The organism is Haloarcula montana (genome assembly GCF_035666295.1).
In the GTDB taxonomy this organism is placed as follows: domain Archaea; phylum Halobacteriota; class Halobacteria; order Halobacteriales; family Haloarculaceae; genus Haloarcula; species Haloarcula montana.
Window position 1 is genome coordinate 2,374,768 of sequence record NZ_CP142027.1, and the last position, 15,995, is coordinate 2,390,762.

Annotated in this window: 22 protein-coding genes; 15 read left to right on the forward strand and 7 right to left on the reverse strand. The window is 64.0% G+C overall.

From position 1 onward, the window contains the following. Positions 1-54: 54 nt before the first annotated feature. Complete coding sequence (locus VJ109_RS12525) at positions 55-327, reverse strand: hypothetical protein (protein WP_324757127.1); 273 nt, start codon at positions 325-327, stop codon at positions 55-57. A gap of 239 nt (positions 328-566) precedes the next feature. On the opposite strand from VJ109_RS12525, the gene VJ109_RS12530 reads away from it, so the two are divergent. Together VJ109_RS12530 and VJ109_RS12535 are read left to right on the forward strand one after the other, a co-directional pair. Next, positions 567-824, forward strand: coding sequence for a hypothetical protein (locus VJ109_RS12530; RefSeq protein ID WP_324757129.1), 258 nt, complete (start codon positions 567-569; stop codon positions 822-824). Continuing rightward, a complete protein-coding gene (locus VJ109_RS12535; RefSeq protein ID WP_324757131.1) occupies positions 821-946 on the forward strand; it encodes a hypothetical protein in 126 nt (41 codons plus the stop codon). The genes VJ109_RS12530 and VJ109_RS12535 overlap by 4 nt, the downstream gene beginning before the upstream one ends. A gap of 411 nt (positions 947-1,357) precedes the next feature. Here the strand turns inward: VJ109_RS12535 and VJ109_RS12540 are convergent, their stop codons facing one another. Next, on the reverse strand, positions 1,358-2,020 hold the full coding sequence (locus VJ109_RS12540; RefSeq protein WP_324757133.1) for a DUF3800 domain-containing protein: 663 nt from the start codon (positions 2,018-2,020) through the stop codon (positions 1,358-1,360). A gap of 248 nt (positions 2,021-2,268) precedes the next feature. Then, positions 2,269-2,622 carry a hypothetical protein gene (locus VJ109_RS12545; protein WP_324757135.1) on the reverse strand — a complete coding sequence of 118 codons (354 nt, stop codon included), beginning with the start codon at positions 2,620-2,622 and terminating at the stop codon, positions 2,269-2,271. A gap of 151 nt (positions 2,623-2,773) precedes the next feature. Between VJ109_RS12545 and VJ109_RS12550 the strand changes: the two genes are divergently transcribed. Together VJ109_RS12550 and VJ109_RS12555 are read left to right on the forward strand one after the other, a co-directional pair. Further along, positions 2,774-3,832 carry a Cdc6/Cdc18 family protein gene (locus tag VJ109_RS12550; RefSeq protein WP_324757136.1) on the forward strand — a complete coding sequence of 353 codons (1,059 nt, stop codon included), beginning with the start codon at positions 2,774-2,776 and terminating at the stop codon, positions 3,830-3,832. Between the two features lie 127 nt (positions 3,833-3,959). After that, entirely contained in the window at positions 3,960-4,208 is a 249-nt protein-coding gene (locus VJ109_RS12555) for a hypothetical protein (protein ID WP_324757138.1), read from the forward strand. Between the two features lie 13 nt (positions 4,209-4,221). Here VJ109_RS12555 and VJ109_RS12560 read toward each other — a convergent pair whose 3' ends face one another. Continuing rightward, a complete protein-coding gene (locus VJ109_RS12560; RefSeq protein WP_324757140.1) occupies positions 4,222-4,524 on the reverse strand; it encodes a phage repressor protein in 303 nt (100 codons plus the stop codon). Between the two features lie 517 nt (positions 4,525-5,041). Here VJ109_RS12560 and VJ109_RS12565 point away from each other — a divergent pair. The 8 genes from VJ109_RS12565 to VJ109_RS12600 all read left to right on the forward strand — a co-directional run bounded on the left by VJ109_RS12565 (position 5,042) and on the right by VJ109_RS12600 (position 10,144). Beyond that, positions 5,042-5,257 (forward strand): hypothetical protein, encoded by a 216-nt coding sequence (locus VJ109_RS12565; RefSeq protein ID WP_324757142.1) that lies wholly within the window; start codon positions 5,042-5,044, stop codon positions 5,255-5,257. Beyond that, positions 5,257-5,595, forward strand: a complete 339-nt coding sequence (locus VJ109_RS12570; protein WP_324757144.1) for a hypothetical protein — start codon at positions 5,257-5,259, stop codon at positions 5,593-5,595. The genes VJ109_RS12565 and VJ109_RS12570 overlap by 1 nt, the downstream gene beginning before the upstream one ends. Further along, a complete protein-coding gene (locus tag VJ109_RS12575; RefSeq protein WP_324757146.1) occupies positions 5,595-6,041 on the forward strand; it encodes a hypothetical protein in 447 nt (148 codons plus the stop codon). The genes VJ109_RS12570 and VJ109_RS12575 overlap by 1 nt, the downstream gene beginning before the upstream one ends. Beyond that, positions 6,038-7,021 (forward strand): zinc finger domain-containing protein, encoded by a 984-nt coding sequence (locus VJ109_RS12580; protein ID WP_324757148.1) that lies wholly within the window; start codon positions 6,038-6,040, stop codon positions 7,019-7,021. Before VJ109_RS12575 ends, VJ109_RS12580 begins: the two co-directional genes overlap by 4 nt. Beyond that, positions 7,011-7,781 carry a hypothetical protein gene (locus VJ109_RS12585; RefSeq protein WP_324757149.1) on the forward strand — a complete coding sequence of 257 codons (771 nt, stop codon included), beginning with the start codon at positions 7,011-7,013 and terminating at the stop codon, positions 7,779-7,781. The genes VJ109_RS12580 and VJ109_RS12585 overlap by 11 nt, the downstream gene beginning before the upstream one ends. Beyond that, on the forward strand, positions 7,778-8,179 hold the full coding sequence (locus tag VJ109_RS12590; protein WP_324757151.1) for a nucleoside triphosphate pyrophosphohydrolase family protein: 402 nt from the start codon (positions 7,778-7,780) through the stop codon (positions 8,177-8,179). Before VJ109_RS12585 ends, VJ109_RS12590 begins: the two co-directional genes overlap by 4 nt. Beyond that, positions 8,176-9,906, forward strand: coding sequence for a ParB/RepB/Spo0J family partition protein (locus VJ109_RS12595; RefSeq protein ID WP_324757153.1), 1,731 nt, complete (start codon positions 8,176-8,178; stop codon positions 9,904-9,906). Before VJ109_RS12590 ends, VJ109_RS12595 begins: the two co-directional genes overlap by 4 nt. Positions 9,907-9,979: 73 nt before the next feature. Further along, a complete protein-coding gene (locus tag VJ109_RS12600; protein ID WP_324757155.1) occupies positions 9,980-10,144 on the forward strand; it encodes a hypothetical protein in 165 nt (54 codons plus the stop codon). A 5-nt stretch (positions 10,145-10,149) separates the two neighbouring features. Here VJ109_RS12600 and VJ109_RS12605 read toward each other — a convergent pair whose 3' ends face one another. Next, positions 10,150-11,433: a site-specific integrase gene (locus VJ109_RS12605; RefSeq protein WP_324757157.1), complete on the reverse strand. Its 1,284-nt coding sequence runs from the start codon at positions 11,431-11,433 to the stop codon at positions 10,150-10,152. A gap of 160 nt (positions 11,434-11,593) precedes the next feature. On the opposite strand from VJ109_RS12605, the gene VJ109_RS12610 reads away from it, so the two are divergent. The 3 genes from VJ109_RS12610 to VJ109_RS12620 all read left to right on the forward strand — a co-directional run bounded on the left by VJ109_RS12610 (position 11,594) and on the right by VJ109_RS12620 (position 14,916). After that, entirely contained in the window at positions 11,594-12,358 is a 765-nt protein-coding gene (locus VJ109_RS12610) for an ABC transporter ATP-binding protein (protein ID WP_324757159.1), read from the forward strand. Then, a complete protein-coding gene (locus VJ109_RS12615; RefSeq protein ID WP_324757161.1) occupies positions 12,355-13,935 on the forward strand; it encodes a hypothetical protein in 1,581 nt (526 codons plus the stop codon). The genes VJ109_RS12610 and VJ109_RS12615 overlap by 4 nt, the downstream gene beginning before the upstream one ends. A gap of 153 nt (positions 13,936-14,088) precedes the next feature. Continuing rightward, positions 14,089-14,916, forward strand: a complete 828-nt coding sequence (locus VJ109_RS12620) for a DUF7847 domain-containing protein (RefSeq protein ID WP_324757163.1) — start codon at positions 14,089-14,091, stop codon at positions 14,914-14,916. A gap of 44 nt (positions 14,917-14,960) precedes the next feature. On the opposite strand, the gene VJ109_RS12625 is transcribed toward VJ109_RS12620, so the two are convergent. Next, on the reverse strand, positions 14,961-15,314 hold the full coding sequence (locus VJ109_RS12625) for an ArsR/SmtB family transcription factor (protein ID WP_324757165.1): 354 nt from the start codon (positions 15,312-15,314) through the stop codon (positions 14,961-14,963). A 2-nt stretch (positions 15,315-15,316) separates the two neighbouring features. Continuing rightward, positions 15,317-15,985 carry a sensor domain-containing protein gene (locus tag VJ109_RS12630; protein ID WP_324757167.1) on the reverse strand — a complete coding sequence of 223 codons (669 nt, stop codon included), beginning with the start codon at positions 15,983-15,985 and terminating at the stop codon, positions 15,317-15,319. Positions 15,986-15,995: the final 10 nt, after the last annotated feature.

Sequence of the window (15,995 nt, forward strand, 5' to 3'; positions counted from 1 at the left end):
CGCTGCCGGATCTCTATCGGTACGCACACGTGCTGGATTTTCGGACGTTCGACGCTATCTGAACTGCCTCCTATTGCGGGTCGGCTGGCGGCCGGGCTTCGGAGCTGGCTGGGGCGTCGTCGGGTACCGTTTTCTTCCACCAGAGACGGACCCCGACCGGTGCTCGTCGTGATCGCGAACATCGCCTAATTTCAACAATGCACCACCCGGCTCCAGGTCCTCCTCGTCATCGCTACGATAGTCCTTCGCCCGGTGATACACGTCGATCACAAAGCGACAGACAGTTGCAGTTCTCGATGCGATCTCAAGGGCGAGCGTAATGCTCATACTCTAACTTGTCGGGCAAAGCGTATATAGGCTCGGGTGCTAAGGCCATGGTATCCCCATGGCATGGGCGCTTTGAAGCGGGTTTTCAGATTCCCGCCTCTACGTTTTGATTGTTTTCTGACTCTATAACCTGCCCCCGACAAAAGGGTGGCAATAGCTGAGGTCGCGCTCGCGAAGGTCGGCAAACGGTTTCGCTGGCGGTGAGAGCAATTAACACAGCGGCCGCCCATGGTCTCAACATGGCGCAGTACATCACGTCCGACGTCCAGGAGGCGATCGTCGACGACGAGACCTCCCGACTGGAGATGGCGATCGTCGCCGCGACGTCGCCGGACGACGTCCGCGCCCGGGCGGGTGAGTACGACGGCGTCGTCGTCGAGGACGAGCTCCCCTCTGGCGTGGTGCCCGTCTCGGTGGACACTGACGTCGCGACGGACTTTCTGGACACGCCGGCGATCGGGTCAGCGTCGTTCGCGACGCGTGAGGTCCAGCTATGACAGAACGCCAGGGCGGGGACGGCGACGGCTTCGAAGGGACACGTCTCTCGAACAGCCCACCGTGTGGCCCGATCGGGGCGATGCGGAAGGTCCTTCGACGGTACCGGGAGACTCGACGATAGGGCCCAACTGTCGCGAGCAGTGTCGCGGTCCCCCGTCCCCCGGGGCGCGGGGGTCCCCGGGACGCCTGCGCGCGTGCCCCGCTCAGCAACGATTGGGTCCCCCAAACGGGGCAGTCCCCCGGGTGGTCCCCGGGACGATTTCGTCCCCCGGTCCTGGATACACACCCGGAGTTTCGATGGGCGGTGTGGGATATTTTTAGTTTAGATATAGAAGTAAATTACATTTACAAGCCTTGAGACGTATGTTCTGGCATACGCAAAACTTATGTGTCACGAGTAAAAAGATACAGGTACCGATAAAGCCGTGAGAGGGCGATGACCTCGCATAGGTGTGAAAAGCACCTCGTCTGTTGGGGACCCGCGGACAATTGATCCGGGCGACCCCCGACAGGCTGGCGGGTGGGAGGCCGATCACGGTTCGGTTTCGTAGCGGTGGAGGTCCGTCTCTAGCTTCGCGAGTGAGCTGTAACTACACTCCGTGATGTTGCTTTGGTCGAGATTGCTCAGCCAGTCACTCTCCCCCTTGTGATCCTCAGCGACAGCGCCGGCCAGACAATCGGCCGTCTGGATCCCGGGCGATTGGCGTGATCCTTTGATGAATGGACTGACGCCTGGAACGTATTCTTGAAAGTGGTCCGCCACCTTCTCTGATTGTTTCTTCGAACTGATCCGGTCAAAAGTGAAGGTGGCAATGTTCTCGTTCGATGCGCCCATTTCGTACAGTATCTCGCCATAAGCATACCCCGCGAGGGCCAGGTCCCAAGCCGGCGGGAATTTTACGTCTTGATGGAGGTAGTGGTAGCCATCGACTGACCGCAGTTTTTCCTGCGTAAAGGTGGCAAACCCGAACTCGATGTGCTCATTATCGGCAAGACATTCGAATAGCCGCCGCTTTTGCTTATCGAGAAGGTCGTTCCACTTCGCTTCGGGGATGTCATCGATATTCCTGACAGCTCTTTTAGCACACTGGCCACAGGAGACTTTATCCCCAGCGACAATGGCCATCACACAGATCTCACAATCACCCTGTAGAACACCCTTGAGATGGCCGGATTCGTCCCCGAAATAGTCCATTAGATAACAGTGTGGTGGGGTATGGGACGGGTTTAAACTGTCGGTGATGTGGTTTTGATTGTTTTGAAATCTCCCGCGGCGACCACTATCGCGGCCATCAGAGTACGCGTGCCCACCGATGGATTCGGGGAAGAGTCGTGGTGCAGTACTGATGACTGACAGCCAGTTCGAAACGGTGCTGGTCAGGTTTTTCCGACCGTGCTGACCAGAATCGATAGCGAGCCAAACGTACAACGTGGAATATAATTCTAATCTTGTATAGTGTAATGTACGGCGTCCACTTCCTTTTCTTCTACCTGAGTGGGTATAACCCGCACCTCAATTTCACCCTCATAGACTAATGAAGAAAGGTGCGTCTTTATAAACGCCTCAGTGTAAACAGTATATTGCGTTCTAGTTATTACGACGCCGAGCATCTCCTCTATTGGCAAGTTTTCCTCCGGGATATCTAGCTCAAAATCTGAATCAATCACCTCAAGTGAAATCTCTTCAGGAGTAAAAGCTTGATCCGGGTTTGATTTCAAGAAATCCAAGATGTTAGCTTTAGTCGAGTTTTTAGCGGAGGCGGAGTTCCACTTATCGGATTCAGTATCTACTGGCATGCAGGTGAATTGTGCGACCCAGAATTTATATTTTTGTGAACATTTTAGACTCGGACCACTTCTGGATACTGATTGACTCGGTTGCGGCGTTGCTCACTCCCGGAATTGACGCACCCGTTTATATACCAGTCTCTCATCACTACCGGCCACCATGATCGCTGACAGGTCGGTCTTCGGCGACGACCACCCCCCACAGGAGTTGCTCCACCGGGAACCCGCCGTGGCCGCCCTAACACGCGCCTTCGATCCCGCCCTCCGCGGCGATCGCGCCGACGACGTCCTCATCGCCGGCCCCAGTGGCGTCGGCAAGACCGTCCTCGCGACCCATTCCCTTCGACGGCTCCAGCAGCGGGCCGACGTCCACACCGCCTACGTCCGCGCGCTGGACCAGTCCGCCGCCGGGATCGTCCGCGGCGTCCTCCAGGACCTTCCCGGATCGGACCCAGCGATGAACACGCCACTGGAGGACCTCTGTCTCGAACTCGACGATCGGGTCGATCGGCCGACGATCGTCGTCCTCGACGAAGCGAGTGAACTCCCCCGATCGGATGCGCTCGCTCGGCTGGATGACGTCCCACTGTGCTCGTGGATCGCGATTTGCCACGAACCAACCGACTGGCTGGCCCGCGTCGACGATCGCGTCCGTCACCGGGTCGTCGGCCGCGAGGTCGTCCTCGATCGCTACTCCGTCGACGAGCTCGCGGACATCCTCGAACCCCGGGTGCGCCAGGGGCTGCGTGGTGATCCCGTCGCTCGCGACCAACTGGAACGTATCGCCGACACCGTCGCCGGCGTCGCCCGTGCGGGGATCCAGACGCTGCTGGCCGCGGCGGAGATCGCCGACGAGCGCCAGCACAATACGATCCGGGACGCCGACATCGAGGACGGCTGGCCACGAGCGCAGGCGTGGATCCGCGAGAGCAACCTGGAGTCGCTCCCGTTCGATCACCAGCTGCTGTACGAACTCATCCGTCGCGACGGCCCGCTGCGGGGTGGGGCGTTGCACGACCAATATGATGCGATCGCCGACCAGGCCTATGCAGGGCGGGCGCGGACGCCGGTCCAGCGCCGAGCGCGTCGCGATCAACTGGCGAAGCTCCGCGAATACGACTTAGTCGTGCGCGAGGGATCCGGACGCGGCGCCGAGTATCGGGTGTGTGACGCCTCGATTCGGTCGCCGTACGAGGTTGCTGTGCCGCCGGAGCAGTGACGGTGGACCTTAACCTACATTTGGCTGGGTAACCGGGGGCATCTGTTGGTTAAGCTCTTCACCACCGGTTTGCTTTCCGGAATTGAAGCGAACTTTAAGTGTGCTATCCCCCGTCGGTCCTCAGTGTATGCCCGACAAGACAACCATCGAGATCCGCAAGGGGCTGGACGTCGAAGTTGAGCACCTGGAGCCTCGCGGCGAGCGCGGCGCCCGCGTCGACGTCGAGACCGACGACGGCCGGAAGTGGCGCCTGGACATCACTCGGGGCGGGAAGTACGAGGTCGTGACAAGCTGGCGCGACGGTGAGCTAGCCGATCTCGACGAACCCGAGTGGCTGGACGATCTGCTCGCGAGGATTGGACGGGCAGCTGCGTAGAACGATGTCAAGACTATTTCGTCAGTCCGTCGAGAAGCTCATCGAAATCGACGTCGTCCTTGTGGTAGTGTTCGCGATGCTCATACGCTACCCGCCCACGGTCGGTGAGCTCGTACAGCCCCGAGTCCTCGTAGGGGCCGATCTTTTCCACAAGCCCGTAGTCCAGAAGGTACGGCATACGCTGGTTGATGTAGTTCCTGGCGCGATCGATATCCAGCGCGATGTTCGCCGGGATGTTTCTCCCATCCGTCAGCACCCCCAGGATGAGGAAATCCGTCTCGGTGAGTTTCACTTTGCGCGTCGGTTTCGTTGCCATCAATATCATACCGTTGGTAAGGCGACGTTAAATAACCGACGCAACCTTTACGGAAGTAGCTAAGCGTCGCTAATATTAAGTGCCCCCTACACGATAGTCGAAACTGGAAGCCACACGTCTCTCGTGAAAACGGCCCCTCAAATGGTGCTGACACACCTCGGGGCCGGCGGCTTCCGTATCCCTACCCGGGAGATTACGAAGCCATGAACAAGTCACACGACCGGGCTTATCAAACTAAGCCCACCGACAGTTGTAATGCAGCCCCTACGCGGGGGCGTGAGAGTAGCGACTCCTCGACTGAAAACGAAGACCCACGCGGAGACGTGGGTCCACACACGTTGGGGGGTTGTGCAGGCGCAAAAACGCGCCCAGGAGAATCGTCCGACGGCACCGGTAAAAACACTGTCGGGCTGGTCGCTGACGGCTCCGGTGCCATCGACAACGCCTTCGCCGATGCCGAAGAGCCCGCCCTCCACGTCGGCGCCAAACCCGCCCAGCAACCGGGAGGCGGTCAGTGATGTTCGGCGACGTCGCCGACCGCGCCGAAGCCCGGCGCCGGACCGAGCATCCCTTTCTGCGCGAGCAGTGCCTGACGACGTTCGACCACGCGGGATACACGTTGATCGCGCCGGAGGGGGATGTCCTCCGGAACGGCGACGACGTCGCCCAGGCCATCGACGGCGAGGCCTGGATCGCCAGTGAGGTCGCGATCGATCCCCGGGAGGTCCGCTGATGCCGAACCTGACCCGCGACAGCCGGCAAGAGCGGATCGAGCGAGACAACGGCGACCCGGACGATATCGTCCGCGTTCGATCGACGCGGACCTCCGGGACGCCCATCTACCACACAAATGACGAGGAGTGTCGTCACGTCGACGAGCGGGCCGTCGAGACCGACGAGGTCACGCGCGGGTGGTGCTGGAACCGAAACTACCCGCCGTGCATGCGCTGCATCCTCGACGACGTCGACGAAACCGGGCCGACCGGATCGCCGGCCATCGCGATGGCTGACGACCAGTTCGAGCCCGACTACGAGTTCGAATGGGACCAGGACGAGGGAGGTGAGGCCTGATGTCGACCCATCCGGCCGCTGAGGACCTTCCCTTCTCGACTGAGCGGCTGCCGCTGCCGATCGGCCAGCCCGCCAGCGACCAAGCGCTGGCCGTCCTGGAGGAGATCGTCGACGGTCGCCCGACCGTCCACCGTGTGCGAGAGGTCTGTCAGGAGGAAGCGCCCGACAGCGCTGCCGGGGCGACCGACTGGTCGCGCACGCTCGCCCACGCCGACGGAGAGCTGGTCGCGGTCACGTGGTCGTCGACGGGCGTGACGGAGGTCGGCTACGACGCCGGCGACGATAGTTTCGAGGTCGTCGGCTGGTCGAAGCTCGCCGAGACGATGGGCAACGACGCCCGCTTCGCCGAGACCGCGTCGGCCGCGAAGGCCCGGGATCTGCTGGGCGGCGCTCCGCAGCTGATCCATCGCGAGGAATCCGATCGGCTGGGGGGTGACGGGGCGTGACGGCCATCGCAGACTGCGAGGATTGTGCCTGGAGGGAGCCCGCCGAAGACCTCCTCGAGGCCAGCGACCTTGCTGAACGTCACGAGGCCAAGGAGATGCACGACGTCGATGTGGATCGCGTCGCGACGGACGGTGGTCCTCACGTTCCGGAACTCTGCGAGTGGGACTACAACGCTGTCATCCACGGCGCTGACGTCGACGCCGACTGTCTCGCGCTCACGGGGACGGGCAAGCCCTGTTCGTACAACGCCTACCAGAGCAACGACCTCCCGGTGTGCAACACCCACGCCGACGTCGACGATCCGGACATCGTCGTCGACGCCCACCAGTGGGCTCGGATCTCGGACGGCAACCAAGGCCCGGTGACCGTGTGTGTCAACTGCGAGGAGGTGTGGTTCGGCCACGAACCCGAGGTCGCCGTCGCCTGTCCGGAGTGCGAGGCCGTCCACGGCGAGCGGTGCAAGGACGAGACCAGTACCTTTGCCGCGCCGTTGCCGCCACACCCGAGCCGTCGCAAGCGTGCCTACGAGACGCTTGAGGGGTACGAGCCATGCGAGGCCAACCCCGCCGGCGACCAGGGCCAGAAGGTCCTGACCGACGGCGGCGAGCATCTCCTCGACGAGGATGACGTCATCCTCTCGATTCACATCGCAGACGGGGAGGGTGGCAGTACCGACTTCGGGTTCGGCGTGACGACGTCGCGCCACCTCGTCCGGACGATCAACGCTGGTCTGCGCGTCGACGAGGTCTTCGAGCGGCTCCCGGACAACAAGCGTGACACGATTCGTGCGTTCGCCGACGCGCTCGGTGATGCGGCGAGCAAGCAAGCACAGACCGACGGCGGCCGTGCCGTCCACGCGGTCCAGCAGCTCCGCGGGGTCGGCGATCAGGGGCTGTGCCCCAACGGCTCGCGGGACTGTCCCGACGAGCACGGACTGCCCTGTTCAGACTGTTTCCTGGGAGGGGACCATGGCGAGTAAGCAACGCGAACGCGCGACGATGATTCCGAGCCGTGTCGGCCCGCCGGTCACGGAGATCGACGGGATCGACGACCTGCAGTCCCGGATGAAAGACTGCGACGACATCCGCGACTGGTCGTTCCTGCTGAACGACTACATCCAGTGGGGGAACAACAGCAAGGTCAGCAAGTACGTCGGGATCTTCAACCTCGGCGCCGCTCACGACTGCCCCAACCGCTGGACCGAGCGCTGTCAGGTCGACGGCAACGAGTGCTATGCCGTCGTCGACGAGAAGCGGTACGATTACGTGCTGGCGTACTTTCGTCGGCAGGAGTATCTCTGGGACTGCCTGGACGCACGGACCTTCGCCGAGGCGTTCCTCGCGATCGTCGATCGGAAGCACTCGGTCGAGGCACGGGCGCTGAAGTTCTCCCAGGCCGGCGACGTTCGACACGAGGCAGATATCCGGAAGATCGACCGCATCGCGCAGCTGCTCGACGACGCCGGTGCCGACGTCGACGTCTTCCTCTACAGCGCGAGCTCGAATCTGGACTGGTCCGACGCCGAGCACATCACGGTCAACCAGTCCAACGACCAGCGCGAGTACGGTGATCGGCGGTACCGGGCAGTTGAGTCACCGACCGAGATCCGCGACGACGAGGTGTGGTGTCCATACGACCGGGAGAAGCGCGAGGGCGTGCCTCTCGATGACCGGACGAAGTGTGGCGAATGCTCAGCGTGTATCGTCAAGGACGGCCCCGATGTGGCGGTGGTAAAATGAGCGACCAAGGCGACACGTACGACGTCGACGACCCTGGTGTCCCCAACGGGGAGGGCGAGAGCTGGGAGGAAGTTTCCCAGCGCCGGACCGAAGACCACATCGCCGACCGCGAGACGCTCCAGGACTGCATTGACGTCTACGGCGCCAACCTCCAGTCCGTCATCGCTGTCGAGGAGCTCTCGGAACTGACCGCCGAGATCGCTCGCAGCGCGCGCTACGGTGACCCGCTGGACGTCTCCCCACGACAGCAGCTGATCGAGGAACTCGCGGACGCGCGGATCATGCTCGACCAGCTGACGCTGATCGTCGGCGAGGAAGAGGTCCTCGACGAACGCGAGGCCGCGATCAGTCGGTTGCAGCGTCGGATCGAGCAAGCTCCTGGAGGTGACGAGTCATGAGTAACCCGTTCAACGACTCTCTGGACGACCACTTCCGCGGCGCCCACGTGCGGGTCGTCAGCAACGACGGCTCGACCTACGTCGGGTGGTGCGAACGGCTCCATCACCGCGACCGCCACGTCCTCCTGCGGGATGCGACCAACGTCACGCTAAAGAGCGGCGTCGGGTCGACGCTGGTCTCGCACTGTGACAGCATCGAGGTCCTCGACGACAGCGAGCGCATCGAGTCGATCTCGCTGGACGCCATCCAGTCGGCGCCGTATGCCGTCCGGGAGTTCCAACGCGAGGACAACCGCCGGTATATCGCCCGGGTCCGATCGAACGGCTGGACCGGATCGTTCCCGGTGGTCCGGCCCGTCGACGGCGACCTCGACCACCCCGGCGACCAGGGCTTCGAGGTCGTCGAGGGGCACAAGCGGCTGTGGGTCGCACAACAGGCCGGCCTCGACGAGCACCCGGTCGAGATCGTCGACGTCGACGACTGGGAACTGGCCTGGCGCTTCTGTGTCGACCATCTGCCCGACCAGGATCAGGTCCACGACGACGGATCGACGGCCAACGGGTGCTACGACGCCGACGATATCGAGGCGGCCATCGAGCAGCTCGTCGACGACTGGGGCGAGCGCGCAACGGAGCTCCCGCGCGTGGAGTACAACGCCGACCGGCTTGGGCTGGACGTCGTCGACGGCACCGACCCAGTCAGGGAGACCGACGAGTCAGCAGAGGCTGATCCCGAAGCTGACACCGACGGAGACGATACTGACCTCGAAGAGCCACAGACCGGAGCCAAGGAGGAGGCTCACGAACCGGTCGACGAGGCGACCGACGACACCGAGCAAGCGAAAGAGTGGGATTCCGGGATCGAGGAAGAGATGGTCGCCCCTCTCGCTGACGGCCCCGGCGACGAGGATGCTCTCACGTCGAAGCCGGCCGTCGAGGCCTGGGTTGCTGATCGGCTCCTGGACGGCTGGCGCCGGTTCACCGGCCCCGAGGCCGCCGACGCGACCGACACCAGCGCCACGTGGGCCGGCCGTGCGATCAACCAGCTGGACGACAGTGAGGCACCGCTGTTGGTCAACCGCGAACACCACGACAACGCGAACGAGACGACCGTCTACATCATCACGCCAGAGCCGCCTGCGGAGCCTGCGGCGTCGGCGGACCACGGAGAGGAGGATGAGGACAGCGATCTCCCGGATGGTGCCGAGGAGGACGACGTCCAGGACGGGGTCGAGGAGGACGACGTCCAGGACGGGGTCGAGGAGGACGACGTCCAGGACAGCGCTGAGGAGAAGGACGAAACCGACGACGAGCCACCAGAGCTCGAACGCGATGACGAGGACCTCAAGTGGTGGTGTGGCTACTGCGGCGAGGGGCCATGGATTCAGAAGACAGGCGTCGACGATCACCACGAACGTCAGGCGCATCCTGGTGAGCCGCTCCGGCGGACGATCGAGCCGCTGACCGACGAACTCGGATGCACTGAGGGCAACGTCGGCAACTTCGCGACCGCGGATCCGGGCGAACGCGTCGCGCAGTGGATCCAGGGGTGTGTCCCCGATCGGACGACGTTCTGTACTGCGGATGTCGCCGTCGAGTGCGACATCACCGGTAACGAAGCCCACGACGCCCTGGAGATCATCGACCTCGACGATTACGAGATCGAGCGGGACAGTGGCGTCTGGCGTGTGCGAGCGCCAGTCCCCGCTGGAGGTGAGGAAGCGTGACACCCCAACAGACCGGGGTCGTCGTGCTCGCGATCGGCATCGCGAGTCTGCTGTTTATCTGGCTGGTGATACCATGAGCGCAACGACGCCAGAAGAGCCATCGGCAGAAGAACGGCTTCGCGACCGCCTCGACGAGCTGGAGGAACTGGTCGAGGTTGAGCGCGAACGTGACGGAGACGCGGCGTGGGTCTACGAGCGCGTCTATGAGAATCTTCGCGAGCGGGAGGGGGAGACCTGATGCCGTCAGTCCTCCAAGAGGCTGGGATCCTCGGCGATCACCTCGCGGACGATTCCCTTGAGCTCCCGTCGGTCGGTGTCGGACTCACTGATCGCATCCGTGGAGACGTCGTCTTTGGCGTCCTCTTTCAGCTGACGGGCGGCGTCGTCGGTTTCGTGCCCGCAGTTGGGGCAGAACTGCGCGGTGGCCTCGATCTCCTCTCGACAGTTTCCGCAGACGACGTGCTCGAAGGCGAGTTCGTCCTCGTCGCCCCCGCCGGCGCCGCTGCTGAACCCGAGCGCCTCGTGGATGGCACTGTTGCGTTCGGACTCGGTGGTCTGGTCGTAGGCCTCCAGCGGTCGGTCGTCCGACCAGCCGAGGATCTGGATGATCTCCTGGGGCGTGAGGCGGTCGGAGTTCGACATCCGCGTCGCCCCCGTCCGACGGAAGTTGTGGGGGTTGACCGGCTTCGTGATGCCGGCGCGCTCGGCGCACGCCTGCAGGACGTCACGGACGCGATCGTCACCGACGGCGCTTTGCTGGGGGTTGTCGTGATCGTACCCGCGTTCGAGGGCCCACACCGGCGCGTTTGGGTTGCCCTTGTCGGGGTGGTGATGCCTGAGGTAGGTACGAACTTCCGCACGCGAGTACAGGACGGGGATTTGTGTACTATCGAGGTCTTTCAGCCCGTCGACGACGTCGGCGTTCGGTTCGAAGTAGGGCTCGTCGCCGTCGAGGTGCATGTCCTTGCGTCGCAGCGAGAGGACCATACCGATGCGGCCGCCGATGTCGGCCAACAGGGCGATCAACGCCCGATCGCGAGGGCAGGAGGCGGCGTCTTTCAGCGCCTCGATGTCTTCGCCCGAGAGCATCTCGTCGCGAGAGCCGGCGCCGGACATCTCCAACGTCGGGAGTTCGACGTCTTCGTGCCAGGGGTAGCCGGGCCAGTCTTCGCTTTCGTCGAGGAACCGGAAGAAGACCCGGAGCGCTCGCTTGTAGCCGTACATCCCGGTGCCGTCGGGATCGAGGCCGTAGCCCTCGGGCTTTGGCGTGACGAGCGTGCTCAGGAGCCGACGGAGGTCGCCGAAGGACATGTCGACCAGCCAGGTCTCGGCTCGCTCGGATGCACAGCGCAGTTGACTGAGGTCGTTCGTGAGTGTGGACCGCGCCCTGTCTTCGACATCGCGACGGTACTCGACGAAGGCACGGATGGCCTCACGGTCGCGATCGTCGATGTCGGCGGCGTCGAGCTGCTCCCAGCGCCGGTCCAGTTTTTGCTGGAGTCGGGTGGGCTCGTTGACGTCGACCATACTCACTGTTCAGAGGCACATATGTTAGGATTAACTGACCGTACATGCGCCAGATGTTTGGATAACGCCGCACGCTCTTTCTTCGCGGTTCGCCGCTCTTTCGGAATCGGTTCGACGTGCACCGTCACACATTCCTAACAGCCCGTCGAACGGACTGTCGATGAGTGGTCCTCCAGCGATCGAGACGGACTCCCTCCAGAAGACGTATGGTTCGACGACGGCCGTCGATGGGCTCGATCTCACTGTCGATTCGGCGACGGTATACGGCTTCCTGGGTCCCAACGGGGCCGGGAAGACGACGACGATGGAGATGCTCACCGGGCTCGTCGAACCGACCGGCGGACAGGCACGCGTCGCCGGGGTCGACAGCCGGAACCGACCGGAGCTGGTCGGCGAGATCGGATTACTGCCGGAGGAGCCGCCGCTGTACGACGACCTTTCTGGACGCGAGCAGCTCCAGTTCGCGGCCGACGTACGCTCGCTCGACTGGGACGCCGTCGCGGATCAGGCACTGGAACTCGTCGAGCGGCTCGGACTCGCACCCGATCTGGACCAGCGTATCGAGGGGTATTCGAAGGGGATGTCCCAGAAGCTCGCGTTCGTCCAGGCGGTCCAGCACGATCCGACGGTCGTCTTTCTGGACGAGCCGACTAGCGGATTGGACCCGCGGGCGGCGAAGACGCTGCGGGTTCTCGTCGCGGAACTGGCCGACAGTGGGACGACGGTGTTCCTCTCGACGCACATCCTGCCGGTCGTCGAAGCCATCGCCGACACCGTCGGTGTCCTCCACGAGGGACGCCTCGTCGCCGAGGGGCCGCCAGACGAACTGGCCGACGGCGCCACGGGAACGGACGTAGCGACCGGCGCGAGCCTCGAAGACGTCTTCCTCGAACTGACGAGCGAGCAGCCGGCACCGGACCGATGAGACGCCACGAACTGCACGCAGCGCGCGCACTCGCAACGACCGAACTCCGGTGTCGGGTGCGCGGGATACGGAAACAGCCGCGGAAACTCCTGTCGACGGTCCTGTTGGTGGTGCTGTTCGGAGTTCTCGCACCGCTGGGACTGATCGGTCCGGCGATGGCTGTCGGGCAGGAACTGGGGGCGGGGGAACCCCCGATCGGCCGCCTGGGGGTAGCCGTCGCCGGCGTCGCGGGCGGCGGACTCTACCTCGGCGGTGCAACAGCGATGAGCCAGAGCGAGCTCGGCCGCGTCGGGCCGCTCGTCCGGACTGCAACGACGCCGCGGGCGGTCGTCGTCGGACGTGCGGGGAGTGAACTCCTCCAGGTCGGCGTCTTCGTCGTCCCGTTCTGTGGCGTCGGCTTGGGTGCGATCTCGGTCGGTGCTCGGGGGCTGCTGGCACCGATACTGGTCGGCGTCGGACTGATCCCAGTCTTATTTGCGTCCCTGGTTGGGGGCCGTGCGCTCGGGTCGACGGGGCGTCTCGTCGGACACCGACTCGGCGTCGGCGGGTGGACACGAGTCACGCTGGGGCTCATCGCTGCGGCGGCGCTGTACGTCGGGTCACAGGTCGTCATCAGGGGCGCTGTCGAGGGGTCCGGGAGCGGCTATCCGGAGACAGCCGTCGTCCCCGGGGCACCGCTGCAGGCGTACGCCCGGCTCGTCGTGGCTCCGTTGGGGGGGTCTGTCACCGTCACTGGAACTGCAGTCGCGGTCGGGATCGCTGCTATCGCGGCCCTCAGTGTGGCAGTTGCGATCCGTGCCGAGCACGCACTGCTCGTCGTTGACGACGATGGGAGCGCCGCCGGAAGCGGGACGGTCCCGTGGCCGTTCGATCGGACGCCGGCGGCGCGGATCGGCTGGCGGTATCTGTTGCGAGCGCGGCGGAACCCGGCGATCCTGAGCCACCTGTTTCCCGTGGCGTTCGGGCTGTTTAGCCTCCTTGCCACTTTCGTGACCGACCCTGGACTGTTGGTGTCACTCGGGCCAGGAACCGTCTACGTCGTGGCCGTCCTGCTCGCGGGGGCGACGTTCGGGCTGAACCCGCTGGGTGACGAACGGGAGCAACTGCCCGTCCTGTTGACGAGTGCGCGATCGACGGCGGTGCTCCTCCGTGGCCGAATCGTCGCCGGGACGACAGTCGGTGCCGGTCTCGTTTTGACTGTCGGGCTCCCGCTTGACGTCTACGCCGTCGGGGGAGAACTGGCGATCGCACACGCCGCACACGCGCTGGCGTTGGTCGGCTGTGGGGCGGGGACGGCGCTGTGGTTCGGTGCCGCGGTGCCAGCCTTCGAGCGCCGCGAATACATGAACGTCGAGCGGGCACATCCCTCGATGTTCGTGTTGTTCGGGTACTCGCTGGGTGGGTTGGTCCCGGCGATCGGCGGGCACTTCCTGGTGGACCTGACGGTCAACAGCGACGAGACAACCCTGCTCGCGGGCGTCTGGGCCGTCTATCTCCTCGTCATCGTCGGCATCGGCGTGGGTGGCTACAGCTACGCGGTCCGACGCTTCGACGGGTTCTCCCTCGACGAGGTATGAACTCGCCGGTCGTCGCCGACGGGAGCCAGTGATTTATTACGACGAGGGGAGACGGTCCCCCTGTATGGTCCCCCCCAGCGGCTCGATCCAATTCGTATCGGACAACGATTGTACGGCGTCGGCACAGGCCGACGCTGCGGGAGGTGTCCACCGGTGAGTCTCGACATCGGCGACGCCATCTCGAACGGATTCGAACGGCTCACCGACCGGAACGGGCTGCTCCTGCTCGGGGTGTTCGTCGCCTTCGGTCTGGTCAACACCGTCGTCGGTCAATCGTTTTTCACGGCGTATCTGGAGTTCGTCCGATCGTCGTTCGAGACGATGCCCGGCGGCCCCGGGATGGGAGACCAACCGTTCCCCTTCGCACCCGGGGGCCAGTCGATGCCCTTCTCGCTGCCGTTGTCGCTCCCGGTGGTTGCGGCACTGTCGCTCGGACTCGCCGTCCTCTCGGAGGCGCTTCGCATCGTCACCATCCGGGTGATCGCCAGCGACGAGCGAACGACGATCCCCGACACCGCGACGCGGAACATCGGGATGGCGACGGTGACCGCGTTCCTGCTGGGGCTGGTCGTCAACATCGCTATCGGGATCGGACTCGTGTTCCTGATCCTCCCGGGTGTCTTCCTGGCCGTGTCGTTTTATTTCGTCCGCCCGGCTATCGCGCTGGAGGACAAGGGGATTGACGCGCTCTCCCGGTCCTGGGAACTCGCGACTGGCAACCGTCTCGACCTGTTCCTGTTGCTGGTCCTCGTGTGGTTCATCTCGCTGCTCGCGTCGATCCCGGCGACGATACTCAACTTCGTGAGCCCGATCGCCGGGGCACTGGTCGGTGTCGTCGTCAACGCGGTCGTTCTGGTCTTCGGGATCGCGGTTGCGACCGACGCGTTCCTCCAGCTTCGGACGGACGAGGACGATGACGAGGACATCGGCGCTGTCGATGCCGATTCGGAGTTCTTCGATGCGGAGCGTGAGGAGCTGTAAGACGAACGGAGACGGCGGTACAGGGGCGTCAGTTCGGAGACCGATCAGGCGTCACTGGTTTCGACAGTACAACACAGTCCGTCGGTACCGAGTCGGATCGACGCGGAGTCGTACCGGAGTCTGAACGTCTTGCAGTGGTGGCCGTCGCTGTCGTAGCGCATCTCTGTGGTGACCAGCCCTGCCTCTTGAAGACGGTTGAGCCGTCGGTAGACCGTCGGCCGGGAGCTGTTGCATTCCCTGACGATCTCGCGGGCGGATTTCGCCTCGTCGGTGATCGCGGTGATGATCTCGCGGGCGTGGTCGTCGTCGAGCAGCGCGACGAGTTCGGTCGCCTTGATCGTCTCCTCGGGCGCCCCTGTGGCTCTGTCAGCGGTCTGTGGGTGGTGTGTCTGGGCCATGGTTACTCCGTGAGGTCGGCCTGTTCGACCGAGAGCAGCGCGTCGGTCAGATACCCGCCCAGATCGGCCAGCGCGGTCAGGACGTGCAGCGCCACCAGTCCGAGGATCACGCCGAGTCCAGCCAGGCCGAGCGCTACGGGTAGGGTGGTGACGGTGAGACTCCCGGCCTGATAGGTGACCGTCGGATCGTCGTACAGCAGTGGGGCGGCAAGCAGTGCGGGGACGACCGAACCGGCTACCACGAGTGCGACGAAGGCAACCAGGCCGAACACCGACTTCAACAGCACGACGACGAGGCTCGTCCAGGTCGTCGGGTCGACGAGAAACGCCTTGCAGGCCGCCAGTACGTCCGTCTCGGGATCGTCCAATCCCCGCTGGAACGTCGACAGTGCGGTCGGGACTGGCGTCTCCTGGTCCAACAGCGCCCGGGAGAGATGTGCCTCCAGCCAGGCCGCACCCGTCACGGCCAGCAGCGTCAGGCCGAGGATCGGGAGGCCGATCAGTATCGTCGAGAGGCTCAGGCCCGTCGAGATGCCGGTGGTCGCACCGACGAAGTACGCGAAACCGAGCGGACCGGCCAGCAGGAGGTATGCGAGGCGTCTGTAGGTCGTCTCCTCGAAGGGAATACGGACAAACTGTGCGAACGTGTCTGAGATCGATCGGGTCGTCATCGTCACAGTT

Coding starts and splice junctions, on each gene's coding strand:
- VJ109_RS12525 (WP_324757127.1), bottom strand. CDS start 327: ATGAGCATTACGCTCGCCCTTGAGATCGCATCGAGAACTGCAACTGTC.
- VJ109_RS12530 (WP_324757129.1), top strand. CDS start 567: ATGGCGCAGTACATCACGTCCGACGTCCAGGAGGCGATCGTCGACGAC.
- VJ109_RS12535 (WP_324757131.1), top strand. CDS start 821: ATGACAGAACGCCAGGGCGGGGACGGCGACGGCTTCGAAGGGACACGT.
- VJ109_RS12540 (WP_324757133.1), bottom strand. CDS start 2,020: ATGGACTATTTCGGGGACGAATCCGGCCATCTCAAGGGTGTTCTACAG.
- VJ109_RS12545 (WP_324757135.1), bottom strand. CDS start 2,622: ATGCCAGTAGATACTGAATCCGATAAGTGGAACTCCGCCTCCGCTAAA.
- VJ109_RS12550 (WP_324757136.1), top strand. CDS start 2,774: ATGATCGCTGACAGGTCGGTCTTCGGCGACGACCACCCCCCACAGGAG.
- VJ109_RS12555 (WP_324757138.1), top strand. CDS start 3,960: ATGCCCGACAAGACAACCATCGAGATCCGCAAGGGGCTGGACGTCGAA.
- VJ109_RS12560 (WP_324757140.1), bottom strand. CDS start 4,524: ATGGCAACGAAACCGACGCGCAAAGTGAAACTCACCGAGACGGATTTC.
- VJ109_RS12565 (WP_324757142.1), top strand. CDS start 5,042: ATGTTCGGCGACGTCGCCGACCGCGCCGAAGCCCGGCGCCGGACCGAG.
- VJ109_RS12570 (WP_324757144.1), top strand. CDS start 5,257: ATGCCGAACCTGACCCGCGACAGCCGGCAAGAGCGGATCGAGCGAGAC.
- VJ109_RS12575 (WP_324757146.1), top strand. CDS start 5,595: ATGTCGACCCATCCGGCCGCTGAGGACCTTCCCTTCTCGACTGAGCGG.
- VJ109_RS12585 (WP_324757149.1), top strand. CDS start 7,011: ATGGCGAGTAAGCAACGCGAACGCGCGACGATGATTCCGAGCCGTGTC.
- VJ109_RS12590 (WP_324757151.1), top strand. CDS start 7,778: ATGAGCGACCAAGGCGACACGTACGACGTCGACGACCCTGGTGTCCCC.
- VJ109_RS12595 (WP_324757153.1), top strand. CDS start 8,176: ATGAGTAACCCGTTCAACGACTCTCTGGACGACCACTTCCGCGGCGCC.
- VJ109_RS12600 (WP_324757155.1), top strand. CDS start 9,980: ATGAGCGCAACGACGCCAGAAGAGCCATCGGCAGAAGAACGGCTTCGC.
- VJ109_RS12605 (WP_324757157.1), bottom strand. CDS start 11,433: ATGGTCGACGTCAACGAGCCCACCCGACTCCAGCAAAAACTGGACCGG.
- VJ109_RS12610 (WP_324757159.1), top strand. CDS start 11,594: ATGAGTGGTCCTCCAGCGATCGAGACGGACTCCCTCCAGAAGACGTAT.
- VJ109_RS12615 (WP_324757161.1), top strand. CDS start 12,355: ATGAGACGCCACGAACTGCACGCAGCGCGCGCACTCGCAACGACCGAA.
- VJ109_RS12625 (WP_324757165.1), bottom strand. CDS start 15,314: ATGGCCCAGACACACCACCCACAGACCGCTGACAGAGCCACAGGGGCG.
- VJ109_RS12630 (WP_324757167.1), bottom strand. CDS start 15,985: ATGACGACCCGATCGATCTCAGACACGTTCGCACAGTTTGTCCGTATT.